The following is a 21,773-nucleotide window of genomic DNA, read 5'->3' as shown; positions in this document are numbered from 1 at the left end:
CGATGCCGCGCCGAAATACCGTCTTTCGCGGCCTAAGCCGTCCCGCAGAATGGGGCGGCCTACCCGTGATCTATCTGCTGGTGATCCTCGGGATGACCATGCTTTCGTTCTTCATGTTCGGAATAGCGCCAGCAATCATTGCGGGTTTTGCTTTCTACACCGTGCTTCGCCTCTTTTACGAATGGGAACCGGCTTTCTTCCGCGTCCTGTCTGTAACCCTTTCCAAAACTCCGCGCACCAAAAACCGCCAGCATCATGGGGGAGATTACTATAGTGCCTAAGCCTGCTGCCCGAGGCATGTGGACCCTTGCCCGCTCGTTGATCGAGCCGAGCTGGCGCAAGGATGAAATGAGCCTCTTTCAGATGTTGCCGTATGGCTATGTCGTGGATGATGAGGTCATTTCCACACGCAACGGTGGTCTTATCGCCGCTGCGGAAATCACCGGTGTCAACGCAAACACGCTGGACGAAAACGAGTTCGAGTTCCTGGCCGAACGGTTTGAGCGTGTGTTGCGCACAACACCTAATGAGGTGGCTTTTTATATCCATCGACTGACCGTCCCGGCTGAGACTGGTCATGTCATCACAGATCCAACCGGTTTTGCCGGTGCAGTGGCGCAGGCCATGCGCTCAGCGTCCGTCGATGCAGAGCTGAAAGAACGCAAGATCATCATCAGCGCCATTCTCCAAAAGCGGCAGGATGAGCGGGCAAAACAGATGTTCGGCATGTCGTCTGGAACGATAGACGAGGAACGCCGAGAAATGATGGAACAGCTCGACGGTGTGTTCACAACACTGGCGGGCACGCTGGGCGAGGCCCGTGTGCGCCGGCTGAAGCTCAGCGAGGGGCATTGGCTCGGTTATTATGGAATGCTGTTGAACGGTCGGTATCAGCCGATCATTCACACAAACATTGCAGAACCCATCGCCTTCAACATGCCGCAAGAGGATGTGCTGTTTCAGGGCAAGACCGGCAAACTGGTCACAGGCGACGATCAGGAACGCTCCATCCGTGTGTATTCCCTGAAGAATTACCCGATGGTTTCGTTCCCCGGCATTTTCGACGGGCTGGACCTGCCGGTTGATGTTGTGATTTCGCAATCCTTCCTGCCGATCAGCCGCGCCCAAGCGCAGGAAATGGAACGCCGCAAGTCGGGACAAATGCGCTCGGCGGGCGACAAAGCGAAGTCGCTTGAAGAGGACTTGTCCATTCTGGCGGACGGCATTGCCTCCGGCACCATGTCACTCGGCAAGCACCACCTGTCGATCTGCGTGTTTGGGAACGAGGAAGATCTGAAAACCGCCGAAAAACACATCATCGGTGAAATCCAGATTTCGGGCGGCACGGTCAAACGCGAAGCGATGTCGGCGCGGTCGGTGTACTTCGCGCAGCACCCCGGCAATTTCGCGTTCCGCGCCCGTGAAGAACTGATCACGGACCAGAACTTTGCGGATATGGTTGCGTTCCACATGCGCCCCAAAGGGTTGGATGCGGAAAAGCTACCCTGGCCGGGGCCATTGGCGACGTTCCCGACAACGCACGGGGACAGCTACGATGTTTCGCTGCACCTTCCCAAGACCAGTAACGACCCTGAAAACCTGCCCTCCGGGCATACGATCGTTCTTGGACCGAACGGCTCGGGTAAAACTGTGATCGCGATGCTGCTGGCAACAATGGCGGTTGCACAGGGCGCGCGGATCATCGCTTTTGACAAAGACCGGGCAATGGAGGCTCCAATGCGGGCGCTCGGTGCGCAGTACACCCGCGTCCGGGTGGGCGAACCCACTGGCATGAACCCGTTTCAAACGGAAACGGATGAGGCTGGGCAAAGCTGGCTCGCCAATTGGGTCATTGCCCTGTTGAGCTATGACGAACCACTGACCACCGATCAGAAGGATGAAATCACGCGGGCTTGCCAAGCGAATGCCACTTTGCCGCCTGCGCTTCAGAACTTCGATTCACTGGTGGAACGGTTCAGAGCTTTTGACGATGACAAGAACCTGTACAAGCGTGCAAGTGAATGGGCTGGCGAAGGCCGCTTGTCCTGGATGTTTGGCGAGGGTGGCTCAGATCCGTTTGCTGCTGGCGACCGTCATCTTGTTTTCGACATTTCCGAGGTTCTGGATGACGAATTGGTGCGGCTGGCATGGATCAGCTACGTCATGCGCCAGATCGAACGCCGCTGCGCCACCAAGATACCCACTGTCTTTGTGATTGATGAAGCATGGGTAATTGCTGGCAACCCTTATGGCGCTGGCATCCTCATAAATGCCTACACCACGTATCGGAAGCTGAACGTCATGATGATGATGATGACGCAGATCCCCGATCACCTCCTGTCGTCGGCAGCAAGTAAGTCGATCCTGGAAAACACCAGCACGCAGCTCTTGTTCCCCTCTCGATCCGGCAATGAAGCGGATTACAGGGCAATCGGCTTGAACGATTCAGAGCTGGGCGCGCTGAGGGCGCATTTTGGCGACCGCGTAATGCTCATGAAGAAAGGTGATGAGAGTGTTTGGCTCGATGTCGATGTCGGCGCTCTCGGCCCGCTTCTCCGTGTTCTGAGCGGATCAGACGGAAAATCGTTCCCTGATCCTGACTGGCGAAAAAACCCCATCTTCTGGAAGGAAATCACATGAAAACTCGCCTTGTAATCGCCCTTGTAGTTCTGGCCGCCGTCTCGGCCTGCACCAGCACCTATTCGGGCTATCGCAGCAAATGCGCCTGCGACTTTGAGCGCATGACCCCCCCTGAAAACTTGGAGCTTGTCTAATGAGTATTGCAAAGAAATTGCGGACAACCATTGCTGTTTCGGTTCTGGCCGCCCTGCCCGTCGTTACAGCAGCCCAAGGTGTTCCGACCGTCGACGCCACAGCCATTGCACAGGACGCCGCCAATTCGGCCCGCGAAGTCGCAGAAATGGTCCGCCAATACGAACAGCTGATACAACAATATGAGAAGCTCGAGCAGCAGCGCGCGATGCTGGAGAACTCCTTCAAGGCCATTTCTGGTCTAACAGATTTGGACGAGTTCAACAGCCGCAGCTTTTTGAAGCTGGCGACCGCTGCTGACACGCTCGGATACGCGTTGGACGCGACCGAAGATACGATTGGTGATCTTCCGGGCGTGGCCGGGCTCGCGATGGAGCGCCGATCGATCAGCCTGGGTCTGAATAATGGCATCCTCAAAGAGTTCAGCACGTCAGACGTGCCAGCCCGGCGCATTATCTCGGAGCGCGGTGGCGCTGGCTTGATGGCGTCCGCTCTGGGCGAACAGGGCTATGACATGGCCGGTCAGCTCGCTGAAGATGCCGAAAAGCTGCGCGATGAAATCGGCCAGCAAGAAGATCTGAAGGACGCCATCGACTACAACACGGCGGTTCTCCTGAAACTCTTGCAAGTTGAAATTGAAATCTTGCGCACAACCTCTGCTAATGCTCTGGCGTCGGGCACAGATCTGGCTGCAAACGCAGCGGACCTAAAGACGCTTAGCAATTACGCAAGAGGAGAAACCCAATGAAAAGCCGCACCACTTTCGCCCTGATCACACTGACGGCGACGCTTTTAGGGTCGTCGGCCAGTGCTGAGGCCAGACTGCCGTTTCCCCCCAATGTTGATTGGACATTTGGGGAATATCGGACCTGTCTTGGTTATTCGGGCGTGCGAGCGTTCAAAAAACCCCTGAAGGAATACGGAGTTGAACAGCTCGCTAACGCTGGTCAGGGCGCGGATCAACAGTATGTCGTCGGCAACTGGACCGATGCCATTCTGAATGAGCAAGTGATCGCTGCTCATGAGTTTGCCATTGAGCAATGCCGACTGCGCAAATCCGATGAAGCTTTCAGCACTGAATGCCCGCTCGGCAACCTCAGCCGCGAAGCTGCAATCGAGTTGGTGGGCGCTGACCAGGGCGATTTCTGGTCAAAGCCATCCAGCGAACTCAAATCGCTCAAAGCAACGCAGCAAGAACGCTTGGAAGCGCTGCGCCCTGTAATTGAGGAGGCTTGTGGGCCGTGATTCAGGATTTCGTCAGCTCGATTGAATCAGCAATCAGCAACTTTTCTCAGCAAGCATACACCAGCCTTGCGGCGGATCTCGCATCCGCCCTCTGGGCTATTGCTGCGCTGATCTTTGTAGCGATGCTGATCAACGGCGTACTTCAGATCAGAGAAATTGGGTTTGGTGGTTATGTAGGCTGGATCATTCGGGCGACGATAATCATCGGAATGGCGTCGAGCTGGTCCTTTTTCCAACCAATCTATCAAGGCGTCCAAACCTTGCCGGACAGTATTGCCGGGGCACTCACTGGAACCACTAATGTATGGCAAGCGTTGGATGAGATTGCGCTTCAGTGTTTCTTGATGGGCCAGCAGGCCATTGAAAACGCGACTTGGGGCTTGAGCATCACCGGGGCTATTCTCTGGGTTGTTGGGGCCGTCATCGTTGCCTTTGGCACTGGCATGGCACTCATCGCAAAAGGCGGTCTGGCGGTGTTGCTGGGTCTAGCGCCAGTTTTCATCGCAACGCTACTCAGCTCGGCAACAGCCAATATCTTCGCAGCCTGGGCGAAAACGACCGTTGGCCTGATCATGGTCATCGTCGTTCTGACAGGCATCGTTTCTCTTATTCAGGCGCTTTTCGCTTCGGAGCTTGGTTCCTTGTCTGATGTTAATGACATGGAAGCGAGCGGGCGTTTTCTAGCAATCTGCATCGTGGCTATCGTCATGCTCACGCAAATCCCGTCACTGGCTGGCGGCATGTCTGGCGCGATAGTTTCGGCATCCTCCGGTCTTGCCGTGGCAACCGGCGCGGTAGCAGCCGCAAGAAGTGCATTGGGCACTGCCAGCGATGGCGCGCGCGGTGCTGTTGCCGGTGGGAAAACTGCCGCCGCTATGGCTTCCGCAGCTCGTGACGGGACTGGCGTTCGTGACAGCGCGTCTCGCGCAATGCAAGCGCGTCGGGACATAGCGCACAGAGCCCGCAATCAGGATGGGGCAGCTCGTCAGAGCTACGCCGCTGACCGTTACCGGCAGAGCATTCGACAAGCTCGCGCCAATAAATCTTCATAAATCGAGGTACAGAGCAAATGTCACACGTGACAGATCACGAAAAAGAACTCTTTCTGGGCGCACGCCGCGATGCCTTCAAATGGCAAGTATTCGGCATGGTCGGTATGGCAATGGGCGTGGCCTCTATTATTGGCTGGGCGATGCTCCTTCCCTTGAAGGAAATCCGGGCGGTGCCATTCTCCATTGATCCGGACACAAAGCTGCCGGTGCTGCTGACTGAAAAGGTCGAAGAACTGGAACCATCTGAAGCGATGGCCTTCCGTGAAGTCGCAAATTATGTGCGCGACCGGGAAACCTATGATGTCCAGGACAACAACGAGCGCCTGAAATCGGTACTGCGTCGTTCTAATGAGCTGGCCGAAACGTCTTACCGCGAACTGTGGGATGGGTCGAACGACAGCCATCCGGATGAAATCTATACGCCCAAGACAAAGGTGCAGACGGAAATTCTGGGCGTCTCGCCGGTCAACGATGAGACGGTGCAGGTCGAGATCCGCAAGTCCCTGATCGTGCCAAACCAAGAAACGGCCTCAGCCCGCTACGTGGTCACAGTGACCTACGGGTTTGAGGAAAAAATCGTGACGTCGATGGATGAGCTTCTGGAAAATCCTTTCGGCTTCGTCGTCACCAACTACCGCGTAGACGCCATGGGAAACATCTGATGCTGCGTACGTCAAAAACACTCGCGACCACCGCCGCAGCAGTTCTGGCATTCTCTACGCCACTGCTCGCTGAAATCACACCGACGCCAGACGGAAAGAATGCGGATCACCGCATCACGCATTTCCATTACGTCGAGAACCAAGTGTACCGCATCCCTGTAGGTGAACGCCTGATTACCTATGTTCACTTTCCGCAGGGCGAAACCGTCCGCAGCATTGGTGCGGGCGACACCGAGAGTTTTCAGATCACTCGCCTGCAGGAAGGTCGCGTTATTGCGTTCAAACCGGAAATCCTGAACTCGGATTCAAACCTGACCGTTCTGACCAATCGCGGGACATACAACTTCTATCTGGTTCCGGCCGAGAGTGCCGCCGAACGTAAACGAGTACCGTTTCGGGTCACGTTCTATAACAAAAACAACAGCGGCGGGACTACAAAGCGCCGTGGCACAGTTGCTCGGAGTGAACCGAAACCGACAGGCCGGTTTGTGAACCAAAACTACTCGCGCTCGGGCAAAGCTGACTTCGCGCCCACCGCCGTGTGGGATGATGGCGTTCACACCTATTTGCAGATCCCGCAGGATGCAGAGTTGCCGGGGATCTTCCGTGTCCTGCCTGATGGCCGCGAGCTGATGGTGAACACCACAGTCAAAGAGCGCGGCATTATCCAGGTGCAGGGTCTTTCCGATCTTTGGACACTGCGCATCGAGGACACTTCGATCTGTGTTCGAAACGATGGCGACGCGTTTCAGCAGGCAAGCGTGAGCGGTCGGCCCGTCACTTCACAGACAGTTAAACCGGGGGGCAGCAAATAATGAACCGCGAGCAGACAATTGCGGCGCGGATTGCAGCGGAGCAACCGCCTCAACGAGTAAGGAAGAGGTTTGAGCCCAAGAAGCTCATTACGGTTACTGTCGCCGGAACAGTATTCGTGGGCTTCGCGCTGTTTGTGTTGGGCGAAGACAGCAAGACCTCTCGCGCCGGAGTTCGTGTCGACGCTCTGCAACAGAGTGGTGGTGAGCGATACGGGCTTTTGACGGCACGTGGGCCAGAGGTCGATGAACCGAAACCCCAAGCTCTGCCAGAGACAATTGCTGTCGCGACACCGGCGACAGCGTCTGTGCGGGTCGAGTCCGAAGGGCTGAAACAAGCCTTGAAAACTATCGAGCAACAGAACGGCCGGATTTCCGAACTGCAAGACGAGCTGACGGACGCCAAAGTTTCGCTGTCAGAAAAAGACGGTGAAATCGCAACGCTGAACCTGACCAATGAACGCCTTCAGGTCAGATATGATGAGCGCGAGAAGAAGTTCCAGACCGAACTTGCCCAGGCCATCGCGGATGCGGAGGCCCGGGCACTTGCCAGCGTAAGCCACCTTCAGGCGCAAGGTCTGACCGATGATGAGCGGCGCAGACTCGAAGAACTGAAGAAGATGCGCCAGCGGCAGAACCAGTCGGACGGCATTGTGTTCGATGAAAACCCATACGGCAGAAACTAACGGAGCTGACGATGAACAGAACAGCACTCACCCTCGCCCTGGTCGCGTTGGCCTCAAGCGCGATGGCGCAGAATGCCACCGGGCAAAACTACGAGCCGATTAACAGCGGATCGCAGCCGGTGATATTCCAGCCCTACTCTGCTGCGCCGCAGCCGGTTCAAATCCAGCCAGACGACACCCGCCTGCATGAAGAACAGCGCGGTTACCAGGAAAACCAAAACACGACATGGCAAAACAATCTGGTCGAAGAATATCCCCCCATCGTGGGGGCCTCGATTATTGACGACCCGTCACGCACCCTAACGCAAGGGACGATCTTGTCGGCTGTGTTCGGTGGCGCGGTCAGCTCGGAATTGCCCGGTAGCGTCGTGGCGACGATCACACGTGGCGTCTACTCGATGGACGGCACTCGTTTGCTTCTGCCGCGCGGATCGAAGCTCTATGGCGAGTATCGAGCGGATACGACGTTGGCGCAAACACGCATCATGATCGTTTGGAGCCGTGTGATCACGCCTGACGGCCTGTCAGCTCAGATCGGATCGGCTGGTACGGACGGTCAAGGCCGGACTGGTGCGACCGGCAGGGTGAACACACACTTTGGGAAGCGGTTCGGCACGGCTGCGTTGTTGTCCATCATCGGCATAGCGCCTGTCGCGCTGGTGTCTGACAACGATAGCAACAACTCGGTTCGCACTGATCTGGCAACGCAAGTGGGTTCCAACCTTCAGAACGCCACGGCGGCGGCGCTTGATGAATACCTGCGCATTACACCAACAATCTTTGTAGATCAGGGCAGTCGTATCAACGCGATCCTGCAGCGCGACGTTGTGTTCGATAGCTTCTGATGAGCGGGCGGAACGATAATAGCCTTCTGGAATACTATACAGGCAAGATCGAGCATCTGTTGCACGATGAAAGCCTGAGCGAAATTTCTGTGAATCCTGACGGATCGGTCTGGGTCGAAGAAATGGGCACAACGCACATGACCAGGACAGACATCACTCTGAACAGAGACGATGTAGAAAACATCGGGCGCTGCGTGGCCGGTTTCAGTGATGTGACATTCGGAGAAAAGAAACCCATTGCGACGGCCAATGTGCCAACACAGCAGGGCAAAGCGCGGGTCCAGGTCGTGATTCCGCCAGCAACAACCGGCGTGGGGTCCGTGGCGATCCGCCTCCTCCGCTTGAAAACCGTCGATCTGGGCGCGTTCAGCTTCGCCTGCAAAGAGGCGGCGTTGGCGGAAAGCAACGATCACAGCGCGCTTGAAAATGCCCGTGCTGCCCTTGCAGCAGGCACGATGAGCTTTGACGAGCTGGCGGACCTCTCAATGCTTAGCAAATGGAACGTGATCATTGCGGGGGGCACCTCGTCTGGCAAAACCACTGTTCTCAATGCAATGCTGAAGCGCGTCGATCCGGGCGAACGGATCGTGACGATTGAAGAAGTGGCCGAGTTGGACATCGAGCAACCCAATTCTGTCGATCTGCTTGCTGACCGTTCCGAAGAAGATGGCCCTCGATCACCAACAAAGCTACTGGAATCGGCGCTTCGCCTCCGGCCTGATCGGCTGGTTTGCGGGGAAATCCGGGGCGACGACGCGAATATGTTCCTGGAGCTGGTGAACACCGGCCACGATGGATCAGTCTGTACCATGCACGCCAACTCGCCCGTTGATGCCATTGGACGCATGAGCAAGATGGTGCGTCGCGGATCTCCGACCGTTCAAAAGTCAGAAGTGGTCGATGACATCCGGGCCACCATTCACATGATCGTTCACATGAAGAAAATCGGTGACGAACGGAAGGTCAACGGAGTGATCTTCCCACCCCTGATGGCCGCTGATCAACTTATCTGAAGGAGAAATAGAATGAAAAAATTTGAGTATCGTAATGTCTTGATGCGGGTAGAGGAAAATGCAGGCGAGAAGTTTGCGAAGCTCGGGCAAGACGGTTGGGAAATGGTTGGTGTCGCACGTGCTGAATTTGGCATCGTGTGCTTCTTCAAACGCGAGCTGACCGATGGCTGAGTTTCAGGATCTCCCAAAGGGCAAGAAGGTCGCGATCGCCGGTACAATGGGCTTTATCGCTACCTCGGCTTGCGCGGTGTTGGTGGTCGGGCTGGCTCTCGAATACATCAACACCAGAGGCTTTCGCGGGCTGGACATCTGGGCGATCCCAGAGAAGTTCATGGCACAGCCTGCAGAGACGCAGCAGATCATGGGTCTGGTGGCGGTGGTCGCAGTGGGTGTTTTGACCTTTGCATTTGTGGCGGCTGCGCTGCGTGGTCCCTCAACGAAATACGGTGATGCGACCTTTGCAAAGGCCCCTCAGCTCGTCCAGGAAGGCTATGCGTCGGTTCTGAAGCTCAAAGACAAATTGGATAGTGAAATCGTGTTTGCCAAATTTGGTGAGCCAAAGGACAAAAACGCGATCTACTATAAGCCCGGCCCCGGTGTCCAAAAGCCGCACGCGATGTTCATTGCCCCGTCTGGTTCGGGCAAAACCAGCGGCTTTGTGATCCCGAATGTCCTGCGTTTCAATGGGTCTTGCGTCGTCCTGGACATCAAGGGCGAGATTTTCCAGACAACCGGCGCGCGTCGGGCAGCAATGGGCGATGAGGTTTTTATGTTCGACCCCGAGAACCCCGACAAAAGCCACAGCTACAACCCTCTGCGCCGCGCAGCACGTGCCGACAATCTGGACCGGCGATGGGAAGAAGTGATTCAGGTTGCAACTCAGATGTTCGACACGCCCAGCTCGTCCGCGCAGGGCTTTATGGGTGGTGTTGAAGGCATGTTCTGCGCAATGGCGATGCTGGCGATCAAAAGAAAGCGGCCATACATTTCCGAAGTCCTGCGCCTGGTCAAAACGACCAAGCAAAAGGACTATGAGAAAATGGCTGAAGAAGTTGGATATGCGCGAGCTGCAGATGAGTTTCTGAATCTTGCAGCCGAAGAATCCAAAATCCTGCGGTCAACGATTTCGGTTATGTTGAACTCCGGCCTGCAGCTCTGGCGCAACCCGTCGGTAGCAAGAGCCACGCAGGGCAATGACATCAACTTTGAAGATCTGCGTCGGCGCCCCAGCTCGATCTACTTTTCCGTGCCAGGGAAAAAGGTCAAAGAGTTCCGGACGCTCATTCGCCTGTTCTTCCTCGATCTGGTGAACACCATCGAAACTGTTGAGCCGGGCGAAGATGAGCCGTTCAAGGTTTTGATGCTGCTCGATGAGTTCCAACGCCTCGGCCATCTTGAGCGCGTTGTTGAAGCCTATGACACCATGCGATCGTTCGGGGGCAGGCTCGTGGTGATTTCGCAAACACTGTCGCGCCTACAGGACATTTATGGGCACGAGGGTGTGCGGGCGATGCTGGCAAACGCTGGAACCCAGATGTTTGCCGCCTCAGAGGATTCCGAAGTACGCGAACATGTGTCCAGGTCCATCGGGGACAAAACGGTCATAAGCAAGTCGAAGTCTCGAGCACTCGGCAAGATGGAAATGGGCAGCATATCAGAGCGTGAAGAAGGCATTCGGCTGCTCCGGCCAGAGCACGTTGGTCGTCTGCCGGAAAACGAGGTTGTGCTGATCCGCGAAGGCAAGATGCCGGTGATTGCAAACAAGATCCGATACTTCGAAGATCCGTATTTCATGCAGTTCTTGGGTGGCGAAAGTCCGAAGATCAAAGGCACACACCTCGATCTGGCTGTAGAGCAAGCCAGGGACACGGCAAAGGCAGTGGCTGATGCGAAACCGGCCCCTGCCCCGGACAGAGAGGTTTCTGAAAAAGACCAGGAACTTCAGGCGGCATTTGATGCGCAGCGCACGGTCGCAAAGCGGAAAAGTCGGTCAGCGAAAGATATGGCGATGGAGAAAATGAAAGCCAAACGGGCTGAAAGTAGCGCCTTCACTTGACGGGGGTAACAGGACGCGGCCGAACCGGACCTTACTTCAATATGCAGAGAACGGCAGGAGAGAGCCCTAACCTGCTCGTGCTGCGACTTACATATATGTCCGCTTCCGTGAAGCTTACTAGAATGGCGCATTGTCAGCTTTATGCCTGCTGAGAATTGTCGTCATAGTATCGACAGCAAAAACACTCATCAAAAACCAACAGATTGACGACAGATCAAGGGAACCCCGCACGCATATAAACGATGATCTTCCAAAGGTCTTCTTCGCTCAGCGCTTCCTTGAAGGCTGGCATGTCTGTTCCGAAGCGTTCGCCGCCCTCGGAAATTGCCCAAAGAAGGTACTCGTCCCCCGACATCGGCATCTGAACGAACCATCGTAGGAGAGCGGGAGAGGGCGCGAGCGAACGTCCGGCTTCACCATCGCCCAAACCCTCAGCTCCATGACAGCTTGCGCAGTTTTCCGTATATAGCGTCTTGCCCTCCGAAACATTCTCGGGCGTTGCACGAATGGTGCTCCGAGCCCCGCGGTAGGCTGCGGGCACGTCCTCGTTCATATACGTCCAATGTCGTTGCATGCGCTGCTGCTGGCCAGGCCCCATATTGCCGTGCCCCCAACCACGCATGTGCTCAGACCTCATGTGGTTAGATCCCATTGGCCCGTGACCCCACCAATCTCCTCGTTGTTGTTGTGCGCAACCCACTGTAGCAATGGTGATAGACAGAACGCTTAAGGTAAGAGTGCGTAATCCAAGCTTCGTCATCTTCTCCTCCTTACTGTTTCCGCTCGATGAACGTCGCCTCAGGCCGCTTCGTAACTCTTGAACACCTCGGTGCTACCGTCCTTGAGGATCAAAAACACGTCGTAGGCCTCACGACGATCTTCCGGCCCCATCCCAGGGGAACCGTAGGGCATGCCAGGAACAGCAAGTCCAACAGCACTGGGTTGCTCCTCCAGCAGACGACGAATGTCTGCAACCGGCACATGCCCCTCGATCATATAGCCATCGATCTCGCCTGTGTGGCAGGACATCATTTCTTCGGGAATGCCGTTGTCCAATTTGTGGCGGACAAGCTGTGTTCCAAAGCTGCGCTCCTCGGTAATGCGAAAGCCTTCCTGCCGCAGGATGTCGATCCAAACCTGGCAACAGCCGCAGTTCGGATCCTTGAGAACACGGACGGAAGGCGTGTCTTGCGCAAACGCGGCAAATGGTACTGTGCTGGCAAAGCCAGCGGCGTAAGTCAGTACTTGGCGGCGTTTCAGGTTCATGGCGAGAGTCCTTGGTATTTCCAACTAAATTGAGCCGATTTCGTATCATTCGAGATCAAAGGTCATAATCCACGTCAAACATGCTCATGTTCGCCAACTTCCCGACGCTCGGCGAGCGCTTGGCGCACGATCTGGAAAGCAGAGGAAAGAAACAACGTTGCCATGACCGCCGCAACAATCAGGTCAGGCCAACCGCTAGCTGTGCCCCAGACGCCTAAAGCTGCAAACATAACGGCCACATTGCCAATGGCGTCATTACGCGAACATAGCCAGACAGAGCGCACATTTGCATCGCCGTCCTTGTAACGGACGAGCAAGAGAACACTTGCGAGATTGGTCATAAGAGCGAAAAAGCCAACGATGCCCATGATCTCGGCCTCCGGCACTCCGACATAGAACACCCGGTACACGGTCGATCCAAACACCCAAAGACCCATCAGCAGCAAGCTCACCCCTTTCGCCAGAGCGGCATTGGTGCGTGCACGGATTGAAGCCCCGATCACTGCCAGCGAGATACCGTAGGTCAAAGCATCCCCAAGGAAGTCTAGAGCGTCGGCCTGAAGTGCCTGAGACTTTGCATAGTGACCGGCAGTCATCTCGACGACGAACATCACCGCGTTCAGAGCAATGACAATCCACAGCCTCCTTTTGTAGTCGTCTGATACGCCGTCGAATTTGGCGTTGTGTCCGCAACATGCTGACATTGGGAAGCCCTTTTTGTATCTGTCGTGACCATAGTGTAGTGTCTCTAGTTACTAGAGGTTCAAGAGGTATTTTCATGTTTTCTATCGGGGAGCTTTCCAAGCGCACGAAGGTCAAAGTTCCGACTATCCGCTACTATGAGGAAATGGGCCTGCTTGCCGCACCAGAACGCACCGAAGGCAACCAACGGCGCTACGATGTGGCAGGGCTAGAGCGTCTCAGTTTCATCAAGCATGCACGCGATCTTGGTTTCTCAATTGAAGCGATCTCCGAATTGATTGTGCTTCAAGGCCACCCGGATCGTTCATGCCAAGCCGCAACGGACATCGCCGTCTCACAACTTTCCGAAGTAAGAGCAAAGATCAAACGACTACGGGCTCTTGAAAAAGAGCTGGTTCGGATTTCGAAGGGCTGTGATGACGAAGGAGTGTCAGAGAACTGCTATGTGCTCGCGTCTCTTGCCGATCATAAACTCTGTCACCACGATCACTAAACTATGAGCGGACATTGCTTTAGTCCCAGCGAAAGACTGTTTTGTCCGCTTCTTGCCTATTCAAACGTGGTGCAGCGAATGCCCGGAATGTCCAAGGACAAGAGTCCGTCCCAATCGGAACAGACCCCACATTACTCCAACCCGGTGGTCTCGCTGTTCCCGGCAACACATTCACCGGCGCGAACAATCATCTATCATGTCCTCCGTGGTTAAAGACTGTGTCCATCATACTCATGGACGTGGGTAGCCTGTTCGCGGGTATGGGCAATCTCTTGCACCACGGCGGCAATCTTGCTGGATGAAACTTGGTGCAGCTCACCAACAACGGCCTCCGCGCGCTCGTAGCTGTCCGGAACGCCTTGGCTGTTGAAATGGGCGGCAGCGGTGGAAATGTCCGCGTCTTTCCAAGTCGCCGTTGTGCCGATTGAAACGCTGTCATGATCGTTGTAGCGGGCCAGGAACTTGCTTCCGTCGAGACCGAAGCTGTGCGCGGTCGCCACAATGTCATCACGCACAGCCAGCCATTTTTCGGCTTCCGTGGGGTCCAGGTTGTCCAACTCGGCCGCATTCATGGATGTGGTGTAGCTGTCATCAGCCAAAGTGTATGCCTGCAGGTCGGTGTCATATGGGCGCAGTTCGGCAACATCGCCTTTCAACTCCCCGATCTGAACGTCCATTGCGGCACGCAAGTGTGGATCTTCGACCTCTCGTGCAAGAGCCTCCATGTTCTCGATGGAGTTCACGATGTCCTTGGTCTGCTGCTCGTAGTTCTCAAAGATGGCCTCCCCCAAAGCGGATTGCATATACTGAACATAGCGATCACCGGGCGACTGGTAGTCGTCGGACTCCTGAAAATCCTTGTCACCACTCAGATCCGCAAGGGACGAATAGTAAGGGTGATACAGATCGTATTCCTGAGCATCACTCATGTGCTGAGAAACCAAAGCCTGCATATCGTTCAGATCAACCGGCTCCCCTGACCGCTCCGCAGCTTCAAATTCGATTTTGAATTCTTCGACCAGATCTTGTTGCGCAGTATGTTCGTCAACACGGCGGTTGGCCTGGTCCTCGATGTCGAAGCTGTTTGAGGCGATGGCTGCACGATCAAAGCCCATCGCCTGCTGTTCTTTCCTGATGATGTCGATCTGCTCTGAAACGCGATCTTCACGCGGGGCGGATTGATCAAATCTGGAATAGGGTGCGAAGTGTTCGACTTCGTTCAAAAGATAGTCTGTACGCGAAACCATAGTTTTTCCTTTGCGAGTTGATGGAAAACTCTGTGATGGGTCTGCCTGGGGCGTTGGCGCGCGCATCAGGCAGACCGGTTAAAGTCCTTACAAGCTGTGCCCGTCATCGTCACCGCGCCCCTGCAAGAGCGGGTGCGTTGCGTGGGCGTGAACGTCTGAAAGTTCTTCTGAGATTGCGATGATCCTGGAAGACGCAAGCTGGTGCAGCTCGTCAACAACGGCCTCAGCGCGGTCGTGGCTGTCGGGTAATCCTTGCGCCTGGAAGTGGGCCGCGGCGGTCGAAATGTCGTCGCTGCGCCATCCCATTGTTGTACCCAGGGTGACGTTCTGATGATCGCCAAAGCGGGCAACGAACGCCTCGCCATCGAGGCCGTAGCTGCTGGCCGTGTCGGTGACTTCTTTGCGGATCGCTGCCCACTTGCCGGCCTCTGAATAATCCAAGACATCCATTTCGGCAGTGCCCATTCCCATCATCGTTGAATAGCGGCGGTCCTCGATGATGAAGGCTTGAAGGTCCGGATCGTTGGTGCGCAGGTCCGCAACGTCGCCCTTCAACTCGCCAATTTGAATATCCATAGCGACACGCAGATGAGGGTCGTCAACCTCACGGGCCAGCCCTTCCATCTTGTCGATGGATTGCAGCAATTCTTTGGTCTGAGTCTGGAAGTCCTCATAGGCCCCCTTGCCCAAGGTGTCCTGTATATAGACCTCGTACCGGCGTGCTGCCGGGGCATAATCAGCGGACGACTGGAACGCCTTGTCATCGACAATATCAGCAAGGGCAGACAGATACGGATGGCTCTGTTCGTTGTCCCGAACGTCGCTGATATGGGCAACAACCTGAGCCTTCAGCTCGGGTGCGATTGTTTCCTCAGAACCGCCTAATTCGATGTGTCGCCGCAAGTTGCTCATGACTTCGGGCGACACATAAGACGGGTCTCCTGGCTCGCCGTAATCATCAAAATGATGGGCTTGATCCAGCAGATGTTCCATTCTCGATACCATAGGTTCCTCACTTTCAACGAGTTGGATGGCAAACTCTTCGATCCGGTCTTTGACAGCGTTGGCGCGCTCATCAAACAGATCCGACATTCTTGCGATGGAGAGTGTCATCACATCACCGGCCATGTCGCGGGCCGTAACTTCAACCTCCGGAGTGCTTTCAACAACAGACAGTCCGGCCTGAACCTTCCACGTGTCGGTCTCAACTTCCTGCCGCAAACCGCGCTCAAGGCGGGTCGTTGCGGTCAGCTCAATTCCGTATCCTTCGGCAACCTCAACCTGGATAGAGCGCTGAACGTCGATGTTCATGTCGCTGCTCATACCCATAGCCAACCACTGCCCATGTTCCACGCCTCGGTTATTCACAACGATGTGGACATGGGGGTTGTCAGTGTCGTTGTGGAACACGGTCAGATAGTCCCAGGTATCGCCAAAATCACCGCTCCCAAACAGGCGATCCGCGAAGTCCAAACCGGCCTCATGCGCGGCATCCGGATAGGTGCCTTCGGGAAAAGAAACGATCATGTGACGGGTATAACCATAGTTGGTTTTCCCGTTGAAATCCTCGGCCCAGGTCTCGATCAGATCACTCACCTGATCGGCATCGAGCGGGGTCACACCATTGTCGCGGATGTCCAACACGCCCTCTGCCCTGACGGTCAGGTAATTGATCTGGCGGCGCAGCTCATGCGCTTTTTTCACCCCACCTTTGCGGACGTGTTTCACAACCGCCTCGGGCTTTCCAACCACAGCACCAAGCCGCGCCTTGATGGATGAGGCCCGCGAGATCATGAACTTCATGCGCTTGGCGGTTTGCAGCTGCTGGCTGATCTGCTTGGACCGATCGATACCCTTCTGCGCTTCCCGGAAGGCTAGCTCCAGAAAGTCCCCTGCCGTCAAATTGTGAGCCGCGACGTTCATGCTTCAGATGTCCTCTCATCGTCGCGCAAGATTCGGCGAATGGCGGAGTCTGGCTCTCGGTTTCGGCGGGCCGCGGTGATCAGCGCCTTCAGGTCTTGCCGGTGCTGGATGATCGCACGATGGAGGTTTTCGACATCGCGCCGGTCGTCATCGGTCCAGATCACCGAACCGCGTTTGGCCGATTTTGCGAGCTGATTGAGGTTGGTGTATCCACCCTGAACCTGCCGCAAGTGCGTCTGCCAGAGATCGACAACGGCCGGGTCAGGATCGAGATACCCGATCAGACGATAGATCAGTCGTTGGATGATCTGGTTGCGGCTCTTGGCCCCAAGCGACTGCACGGCCTCCTCCAAACGCACCAACGCATCTGACGGCAATCGAACGGAAAAGACAGTGGTGTCGCCGGGCTTGCTCAATGTATACCTCTGGTTGTTTTTATGACTTGTAACACAACTACCTTATCCTGTCATACTCTCCAAGAGGAAACCGGGGGTGATTTTAGAAATCCGTATTTTCTCAAATTGCCCCCGGAACAGTTTTGCTCTTGGAGGCAATCTCCACGCCGGGAAAAGGGTCCTGCCCCTTTTCCAGCCAGCAGGCGTGGGTGCCGGTGGACCGGCGCAGGGCAATCACGCAAAGCGGGAGCTGCCCGAACAGCGCCCGTCACATACCGGCACGTTCAAGGTCAGTATGGCATTTTCCGCGCGCCTCAGCGCGCTCAATGTCCCGCCGCTTTCGCGGCGGGTGTGGCAGGGTTGTCTGCTGCCGCATTGGGGCAGGTCGGCACCCCTGCCCGGTCTTAGGACCGCGCGCCACCTGTGGCGCATATGTGGTCCGGCCTGCGGCCGGAGCAGAAGAAAGGGCGGCTTGCGCCGCCCTGCCCTCCCGTCATTCGGTGACGGGATCGTCATCGGTGCGCTTCGGGAAGGCCACCATCTCAACGCCAGGGAACATGCTGTGCTTGACCTGGATCGAGGTGATGGTGCCGGTCTCATCGGTATTGACGAAGAGCACCCCGCATCGATCCCAGAATGTCTTGCCTTCTTTTTCACCGGTCTTGACGCTCAGTTTCAGAGTTTGAGTTGCCATTGTTTGATCCTCGCTATGGCGTGTTTCGATGAACAAGGGAAAAGCGGGCATCAAGGGGATGTCAGCAGGGAATTTGATCCGCGCGGAATGCGCCGCAGGCGCAGGGGACATTCCTTGTTGAAGCGCGGCGCCCGGCCCGGGCGCCGCGCGTCTTCCCCGACTGCCCGCTTATGTTCATCCCTTCAGAAACACCGCAGCCGAGGATCTTCTCCGGCAACGTACTTGAAACTGTCAGACCTGGTGAAAGGCAAGGCTTTCTGGGATCGCTGCGCGCGGAACATCTGAACAAAACGATGTCTTTGATGGCGGCAACATCACCTCGATCCGACACAGGCGCGGCGCTCAGTTCTAAGTTGGGGGTTGCCCTTCTGGGTCGGTATGACCGTCGTCGCAAAGGATGAAGAATGACGGACGGTGCAAACCGCCCTATCCAACTGGCGGAGGCCAAAGACCGGACGGTCCGGCCCTGGTCCGTGCTTGTGCGGATCAGGTAAACAGCCGGACTCAATTTGGATTGGCGGGTTCGGTAGGACGCCCCGGTAATCCGCAAGAACTCTCTCAAGCGCTGTCGCGGGGCGAGACCGGCGCACGGGCAGATACAGTGATGAGTACGCCAAGAAAAAGGCCCACCGAAGCGGGCCACGAGTTTAACCAAAGGAAAATCTGGAGGTATTCTTTACAGGCTAACGCTTGCGCGCGCGATCGACAACACCGTCAGCTGTGATCGTGGCAATGCGATCCTCTGTGCGGCGGGTCATTTCCACCCCGTCACCCGTCATATGCGCCTCGGCAAATTCCGTGAACTTGAAGATGCTGCCATCTGCTTCAACATGGGTTTCGTCCTCTGCCGAGCGCCGCTTCACCGATCCGTCATGGCGGATTTCGATGATCGTGTTGTCGGCCATTCGGACCGTCACGGTATGCTCATCTACAGCGACACCCTGCCACCAGGCATCTGCATCGCGGCGCACAACAATGCGGTTTGGGTGCAGCTTGATCTGCACGTCCTGTACCTCGTCCGGATCAGCGGCTTTGACGACCACGATGGCCTCCTGCGCGCTGGGATCACCATGGATCGACGCGCTCCCGTTTTTTGGCGGCCAGAGCTTCGGCTGTGTGCGCGGCTTGCCCTTCTGGTCTGTATGAAACCCGACGAACATCTGCGCGGATTTCCAGACGCGGCGGGCGGCTTTTTCAACCGTAGACGGAGCTGCATCGGTGGACATGGTGGATAGCCTTTAAAGTGGGTTAATTCACGTGCATTTTCGGGGTGAGCGTCACACCCACAGCGCTCAGCACTTTCAGCACCGTGCCAAACTCGGGATTGCCATTTTCGCTAAGTGCGCGGTAGAGGCTTTCCCGAGACAGACCAGATTTGTCGGCCACACTCGACATACCTTTGGCCTTGGCAACATCGCCAAGTGCCGACGCGATCAGCGCCGTGTCGCTGGTTTCAAAAGCCGCTTCAAGATAGGCTTGAATGGCTTCCGGGCTGTCCAGATAGTCAGCCGCTTCAAACTTCGTTGTTTTGACACCCATGTTTTTCACTCCAACTCTCTTGCCATCGCCTTGGCGGTTTTGATGTCGGCTTGCTGGGATGACTTGTCTCCCCCGCACAGCAAAACGATCAAAACGTCACCGCGCGACACATAGTAAACGCGATACCCCTTCCCTTCGGAGATACGCAGTTCACTCACACCTTCACCAACCGGTTTCACATCACCGGGATTGCCCAGGCTCAACCGCGTGATGCGAACCAAGATCCTGGCTCTCGCCCTTTGGTCCTTCAGGCCCTTGAGCCACTTGTCGAACAGGTCCGTCTTACGAATTTCTATCATACCTATATGTAGCCTACAGGCTACAACCTTTCAAGTCAAAACAACCTATACCATTGAACTAAAATCAAAAATCATTGCTGAGAAGCAGGGCGCGTTGCGCCCTGCCCTGCCAGTTTCAGAAGCAATCCGGCACCCATGCATCGATCCGGGCTTTCTGTGCCTCGGTCACGCCCAGTGCCTTTTGATGCTCTGGATCATTGAAGAGCTTGTGCAGCGCCTCGTTCTTGGCACCCTTTTTGGATTTCGCGAAGGCTTTGAACATGTCGGCGTCGATGTGCAGGTCCAGCAGGTCTTTGTAGAGATCATCCAGCTGCCAGCCTTTCAGACGCTTGAAGCAGTTTTCAGCCGAAGGGGTCCAGATCGCGCGCATGTCAGCCTCGATCTCAGCCTCGATCTCCGCCATGAACTCCGGGCGTTGGGTCAGAAACCGCCGGGCCAGAAAACCCGTGATCTCACCATTGCGGGTCTTCTTGCCCAGATCGCGAAACGCTTTGAACGCTTCCACGCTGCCTTGTGCGGCAATCTCGTGGAACTGGTCATAGGCTGCCTGTGCCGCTTCATCCCGTTCTCCGCCAAGACGCGGGTCGAGGATGAACTGGTCATCGATCTCGGGTGTGTTCCGCTCGGCACCACCATAGCCAAACCCAAACAGATTGCTGCTCAGACCGGAGGCCGGGGTGGCAAAGAAAGCAAACAGGCTCAACACATAATCAGGCTTGTCCAGCAGGGCCGTTTGAACCGCTGCCAGCCGGATCGCCACCATGTCGTCGATGAACTTCTGCGAATAAACTGGTTTTGGTTCTTCCTTGATCTCCGGTTCTTTGACCGGGGCCAGAACACCAGCCTCAATGGCAGCCTGAACATGTTCCGCCGCGACATAGGCCGGGGATGTTTTGATCTCGCCATTGTTGGTGACATAGACAAACACGCCGGACAGCTTGCGCTGCGCGTCAGAATAGAACGGCGCCGTATAGTCCTCAAGCGCGGCCAGCTCCTTTTCACCATCCGCGTCCAGAGCCTCACCCTCATAGAGTTCGGCAAGTTCGTCATACCGTTCGGCCTGTCCTTCGGTGAAGTCCCGGCTCACCATGTCCAAACGGTGCATGTCTTTCGTACCCGAGAACCCATAGGGAATGTAGCTTTCCTCATGGGTGTCCACCCAGTCCCAGCCTTCCGCGTCGCGCAGTTTTTCCGCTTCTACCGCCAGTTTCTCGGCAAACAGACGATCCAGTAACGCGCCTTCATTGAATAGGGTTTCATCGGCAAACAGATCAGCGGTGACGGTGCCGCCCGCCTCAACATAAGCCTTCTGCCCGACAAATACGGCCTTGCGGCTAGTGCTGCTAACAGCCTCCGACGTCAGTGCCTGTTTGACATCATGCTCACTGAACCACCGACATTCTTTGGCCCGTTCCAGAACCTCCAGAATTTTCTCTTCTTCGGTGCTGACGGTCATGGCCTTGGCCAGCCCCATGCTGATCTCACCGGCTTTGAGCGCATCCAGAACGGCGGCGGGCAGACTGGCAAGCGCGAGGCGGCGGCGCACATGGGATTCGGTCACGCCAAACGCATTGCTGATCTTGGCAATAGACAGAGATTTCTCGGCCATTTTGCCATAAGCACGGACCTCGTCCACAGGGTCCAGTTCTTCACGGGCGGTGTTCTCCGCATTGGCCCATTGCTCAGCCACGAAGGGATTGTCCGTGACCTTAACGGGAACCTGTGCCAGATCAGCGCGCTCAGTCACGGCGATGTTCAGAGCCCGTAGGCGGCGACCACCGGCAACGATTGCGACTTTGCCATCGGTATCGCGCAACCCGCTGAGGTTCTGGATCAAGCCACACATAACCAAACTGTCGGCCAGAAGTGCAATACCTTCCTCACCAACCTCCTGTCGTGGGTTGATGTCAGACAGGTAGAGATCGGACAGGGATACGGTTTCGATGGTTTCCGGTGCGGTGAATGTTTCGACTTTGCTCATGGGGCAAATCCTTGTTTGAGTGTTTGAGATCGTGTTAAGGGTGCCCTACCCCTTCCGGGGTAGAGCGGAGCCGTTTAGATGGCTGCGTGTT

25 protein-coding genes are annotated in these 21,773 nt (G+C 56.0%); 14 read left to right on the top strand and 11 right to left on the bottom strand.

Annotated elements, in window-relative coordinates:
- The first annotated feature begins 2 nt into the window (after positions 1-2).
- The 13 genes from ACR0CA_RS17195 to ACR0CA_RS17135 all read left to right on the top strand — a co-directional run bounded on the left by ACR0CA_RS17195 (position 3) and on the right by ACR0CA_RS17135 (position 11,143).
- Positions 3-281 (top strand): VirB3 family type IV secretion system protein, encoded by a 279-nt coding sequence (locus ACR0CA_RS17195; protein ID WP_170474365.1) that lies wholly within the window; start codon positions 3-5, stop codon positions 279-281.
- The gene (locus ACR0CA_RS17190) at positions 274-2,640 is read left to right on the top strand and encodes a VirB4 family type IV secretion/conjugal transfer ATPase (protein WP_170474362.1); all 2,367 of its coding nucleotides are present in this window, start codon (positions 274-276) and stop codon (positions 2,638-2,640) included. Before ACR0CA_RS17195 ends, ACR0CA_RS17190 begins: the two co-directional genes overlap by 8 nt.
- Positions 2,637-2,774: a hypothetical protein gene (locus ACR0CA_RS17185; RefSeq protein ID WP_170417970.1), complete on the top strand. Its 138-nt coding sequence runs from the start codon at positions 2,637-2,639 to the stop codon at positions 2,772-2,774. The genes ACR0CA_RS17190 and ACR0CA_RS17185 overlap by 4 nt, the downstream gene beginning before the upstream one ends.
- Positions 2,774-3,520, top strand: a complete 747-nt coding sequence (locus ACR0CA_RS17180; protein ID WP_170474359.1) for a type IV secretion system protein — start codon at positions 2,774-2,776, stop codon at positions 3,518-3,520. The genes ACR0CA_RS17185 and ACR0CA_RS17180 overlap by 1 nt, the downstream gene beginning before the upstream one ends.
- On the top strand, positions 3,517-4,017 hold the full coding sequence (locus ACR0CA_RS17175) for a hypothetical protein (RefSeq protein ID WP_170474356.1): 501 nt from the start codon (positions 3,517-3,519) through the stop codon (positions 4,015-4,017). The genes ACR0CA_RS17180 and ACR0CA_RS17175 overlap by 4 nt, the downstream gene beginning before the upstream one ends.
- Positions 4,014-5,069 (top strand): TrbL/VirB6 family protein, encoded by a 1,056-nt coding sequence (locus ACR0CA_RS17170; protein WP_170474353.1) that lies wholly within the window; start codon positions 4,014-4,016, stop codon positions 5,067-5,069. The genes ACR0CA_RS17175 and ACR0CA_RS17170 overlap by 4 nt, the downstream gene beginning before the upstream one ends.
- A 26-nt stretch (positions 5,070-5,095) precedes the next feature.
- Complete coding sequence (locus ACR0CA_RS17165) at positions 5,096-5,731, top strand: VirB8 family type IV secretion system protein (protein ID WP_170474350.1); 636 nt, start codon at positions 5,096-5,098, stop codon at positions 5,729-5,731.
- Positions 5,731-6,546 (top strand): TrbG/VirB9 family P-type conjugative transfer protein, encoded by an 816-nt coding sequence (locus ACR0CA_RS17160; protein WP_170474346.1) that lies wholly within the window; start codon positions 5,731-5,733, stop codon positions 6,544-6,546. Before ACR0CA_RS17165 ends, ACR0CA_RS17160 begins: the two co-directional genes overlap by 1 nt.
- A 116-nt stretch (positions 6,547-6,662) precedes the next feature.
- Entirely contained in the window at positions 6,663-7,229 is a 567-nt protein-coding gene (locus ACR0CA_RS17155) for a hypothetical protein (protein WP_170474343.1), read from the top strand.
- An 11-nt stretch (positions 7,230-7,240) separates the two neighbouring features.
- Entirely contained in the window at positions 7,241-8,074 is an 834-nt protein-coding gene (locus tag ACR0CA_RS17150) for a TraB/TrbI/VirB10 family type IV secretion system protein (protein WP_170474340.1), read from the top strand.
- On the top strand, positions 8,074-9,087 hold the full coding sequence (locus ACR0CA_RS17145; protein ID WP_170474337.1) for an ATPase, T2SS/T4P/T4SS family: 1,014 nt from the start codon (positions 8,074-8,076) through the stop codon (positions 9,085-9,087). Before ACR0CA_RS17150 ends, ACR0CA_RS17145 begins: the two co-directional genes overlap by 1 nt.
- 12 nt (positions 9,088-9,099) lie before the next feature.
- Positions 9,100-9,258 carry a DUF4177 domain-containing protein gene (locus ACR0CA_RS17140; RefSeq protein WP_170474334.1) on the top strand — a complete coding sequence of 53 codons (159 nt, stop codon included), beginning with the start codon at positions 9,100-9,102 and terminating at the stop codon, positions 9,256-9,258.
- Positions 9,251-11,143, top strand: coding sequence for a type IV secretory system conjugative DNA transfer family protein (locus tag ACR0CA_RS17135; protein WP_170474331.1), 1,893 nt, complete (start codon positions 9,251-9,253; stop codon positions 11,141-11,143). Before ACR0CA_RS17140 ends, ACR0CA_RS17135 begins: the two co-directional genes overlap by 8 nt.
- A 214-nt stretch (positions 11,144-11,357) precedes the next feature.
- Here ACR0CA_RS17135 and ACR0CA_RS17130 read toward each other — a convergent pair whose 3' ends face one another.
- The 3 genes from ACR0CA_RS17130 to ACR0CA_RS17120 form a co-directional block, all read right to left on the bottom strand.
- The gene (locus ACR0CA_RS17130) at positions 11,358-11,696 is read right to left on the bottom strand and encodes a c-type cytochrome (protein WP_214646850.1); all 339 of its coding nucleotides are present in this window, start codon (positions 11,694-11,696) and stop codon (positions 11,358-11,360) included.
- Positions 11,697-11,941: 245 nt separating this feature from the next.
- Entirely contained in the window at positions 11,942-12,409 is a 468-nt protein-coding gene (locus ACR0CA_RS17125; RefSeq protein WP_170417767.1) for a DUF411 domain-containing protein, read from the bottom strand.
- A gap of 74 nt (positions 12,410-12,483) precedes the next feature.
- Positions 12,484-13,113, bottom strand: a complete 630-nt coding sequence (locus ACR0CA_RS17120) for a cation efflux transmembrane domain-containing protein (RefSeq protein WP_170417770.1) — start codon at positions 13,111-13,113, stop codon at positions 12,484-12,486.
- A gap of 74 nt (positions 13,114-13,187) precedes the next feature.
- Between ACR0CA_RS17120 and ACR0CA_RS17115 the strand changes: the two genes are divergently transcribed.
- Positions 13,188-13,604, top strand: a complete 417-nt coding sequence (locus ACR0CA_RS17115) for a MerR family transcriptional regulator (RefSeq protein WP_170417773.1) — start codon at positions 13,188-13,190, stop codon at positions 13,602-13,604.
- A 209-nt stretch (positions 13,605-13,813) separates the two neighbouring features.
- On the opposite strand, the gene ACR0CA_RS17110 is transcribed toward ACR0CA_RS17115, so the two are convergent.
- From ACR0CA_RS17110 to ACR0CA_RS17075, 8 genes are all read right to left on the bottom strand, one after another.
- The gene (locus ACR0CA_RS17110; RefSeq protein WP_170775031.1) at positions 13,814-14,917 is read right to left on the bottom strand and encodes a hypothetical protein; all 1,104 of its coding nucleotides are present in this window, start codon (positions 14,915-14,917) and stop codon (positions 13,814-13,816) included.
- 21 nt (positions 14,918-14,938) lie between these two features.
- Positions 14,939-16,774, bottom strand: a complete 1,836-nt coding sequence (locus tag ACR0CA_RS17105; RefSeq protein WP_170417779.1) for a relaxase/mobilization nuclease domain-containing protein — start codon at positions 16,772-16,774, stop codon at positions 14,939-14,941.
- Positions 16,771-17,190 carry a hypothetical protein gene (locus ACR0CA_RS17100; protein WP_170417782.1) on the bottom strand — a complete coding sequence of 140 codons (420 nt, stop codon included), beginning with the start codon at positions 17,188-17,190 and terminating at the stop codon, positions 16,771-16,773. The genes ACR0CA_RS17105 and ACR0CA_RS17100 overlap by 4 nt, the downstream gene beginning before the upstream one ends.
- 472 nt (positions 17,191-17,662) lie before the next feature.
- Positions 17,663-17,863, bottom strand: coding sequence for a hypothetical protein (locus ACR0CA_RS17095; protein WP_170417785.1), 201 nt, complete (start codon positions 17,861-17,863; stop codon positions 17,663-17,665).
- Positions 17,864-18,546: 683 nt separating this feature from the next.
- Entirely contained in the window at positions 18,547-19,089 is a 543-nt protein-coding gene (locus ACR0CA_RS17090; protein WP_170417788.1) for a hypothetical protein, read from the bottom strand.
- A gap of 22 nt (positions 19,090-19,111) precedes the next feature.
- Positions 19,112-19,402 (bottom strand): addiction module antidote protein, encoded by a 291-nt coding sequence (locus ACR0CA_RS17085; protein ID WP_152460667.1) that lies wholly within the window; start codon positions 19,400-19,402, stop codon positions 19,112-19,114.
- 5 nt (positions 19,403-19,407) lie between these two features.
- Positions 19,408-19,701 (bottom strand): type II toxin-antitoxin system RelE/ParE family toxin, encoded by a 294-nt coding sequence (locus ACR0CA_RS17080; protein ID WP_170417791.1) that lies wholly within the window; start codon positions 19,699-19,701, stop codon positions 19,408-19,410.
- Positions 19,702-19,816: 115 nt separating this feature from the next.
- Entirely contained in the window at positions 19,817-21,682 is a 1,866-nt protein-coding gene (locus ACR0CA_RS17075) for a ParB/RepB/Spo0J family partition protein (protein ID WP_170417794.1), read from the bottom strand.
- Positions 21,683-21,773: the final 91 nt, after the last annotated feature.

Source organism: Ruegeria sp. F12 (assembly GCF_056533885.1).
This window is presented reverse-complemented; position numbering and strand designations above follow the sequence as displayed.

Bases quoted from the DNA above. Each gene is read 5' to 3' on its own strand.
- ACR0CA_RS17130 (WP_214646850.1), bottom strand. From the start codon at position 11,696: ATGAACGAGGACGTGCCCGCAGCCTACCGCGGGGCTCGGAGCACCATT.
- ACR0CA_RS17105 (WP_170417779.1), bottom strand. From the start codon at position 16,774: ATGAACGTCGCGGCTCACAATTTGACGGCAGGGGACTTTCTGGAGCTA.
- ACR0CA_RS17075 (WP_170417794.1), bottom strand. From the start codon at position 21,682: ATGAGCAAAGTCGAAACATTCACCGCACCGGAAACCATCGAAACCGTA.
- ACR0CA_RS17150 (WP_170474340.1), top strand. From the start codon at position 7,241: ATGAACAGAACAGCACTCACCCTCGCCCTGGTCGCGTTGGCCTCAAGC.
- ACR0CA_RS17125 (WP_170417767.1), bottom strand. From the start codon at position 12,409: ATGAACCTGAAACGCCGCCAAGTACTGACTTACGCCGCTGGCTTTGCC.
- ACR0CA_RS17180 (WP_170474359.1), top strand. From the start codon at position 2,774: ATGAGTATTGCAAAGAAATTGCGGACAACCATTGCTGTTTCGGTTCTG.
- ACR0CA_RS17175 (WP_170474356.1), top strand. From the start codon at position 3,517: ATGAAAAGCCGCACCACTTTCGCCCTGATCACACTGACGGCGACGCTT.
- ACR0CA_RS17080 (WP_170417791.1), bottom strand. From the start codon at position 19,701: ATGATAGAAATTCGTAAGACGGACCTGTTCGACAAGTGGCTCAAGGGC.
- ACR0CA_RS17145 (WP_170474337.1), top strand. From the start codon at position 8,074: ATGAGCGGGCGGAACGATAATAGCCTTCTGGAATACTATACAGGCAAG.
- ACR0CA_RS17140 (WP_170474334.1), top strand. From the start codon at position 9,100: ATGAAAAAATTTGAGTATCGTAATGTCTTGATGCGGGTAGAGGAAAAT.
- ACR0CA_RS17120 (WP_170417770.1), bottom strand. From the start codon at position 13,113: ATGTCAGCATGTTGCGGACACAACGCCAAATTCGACGGCGTATCAGAC.
- ACR0CA_RS17185 (WP_170417970.1), top strand. From the start codon at position 2,637: ATGAAAACTCGCCTTGTAATCGCCCTTGTAGTTCTGGCCGCCGTCTCG.
- ACR0CA_RS17135 (WP_170474331.1), top strand. From the start codon at position 9,251: ATGGCTGAGTTTCAGGATCTCCCAAAGGGCAAGAAGGTCGCGATCGCC.
- ACR0CA_RS17095 (WP_170417785.1), bottom strand. From the start codon at position 17,863: ATGGCAACTCAAACTCTGAAACTGAGCGTCAAGACCGGTGAAAAAGAA.
- ACR0CA_RS17115 (WP_170417773.1), top strand. From the start codon at position 13,188: ATGTTTTCTATCGGGGAGCTTTCCAAGCGCACGAAGGTCAAAGTTCCG.
- ACR0CA_RS17110 (WP_170775031.1), bottom strand. From the start codon at position 14,917: ATGCGCGCGCCAACGCCCCAGGCAGACCCATCACAGAGTTTTCCATCA.
- ACR0CA_RS17160 (WP_170474346.1), top strand. From the start codon at position 5,731: ATGCTGCGTACGTCAAAAACACTCGCGACCACCGCCGCAGCAGTTCTG.
- ACR0CA_RS17195 (WP_170474365.1), top strand. From the start codon at position 3: ATGCCGCGCCGAAATACCGTCTTTCGCGGCCTAAGCCGTCCCGCAGAA.
- ACR0CA_RS17090 (WP_170417788.1), bottom strand. From the start codon at position 19,089: ATGTCCACCGATGCAGCTCCGTCTACGGTTGAAAAAGCCGCCCGCCGC.
- ACR0CA_RS17085 (WP_152460667.1), bottom strand. From the start codon at position 19,402: ATGGGTGTCAAAACAACGAAGTTTGAAGCGGCTGACTATCTGGACAGC.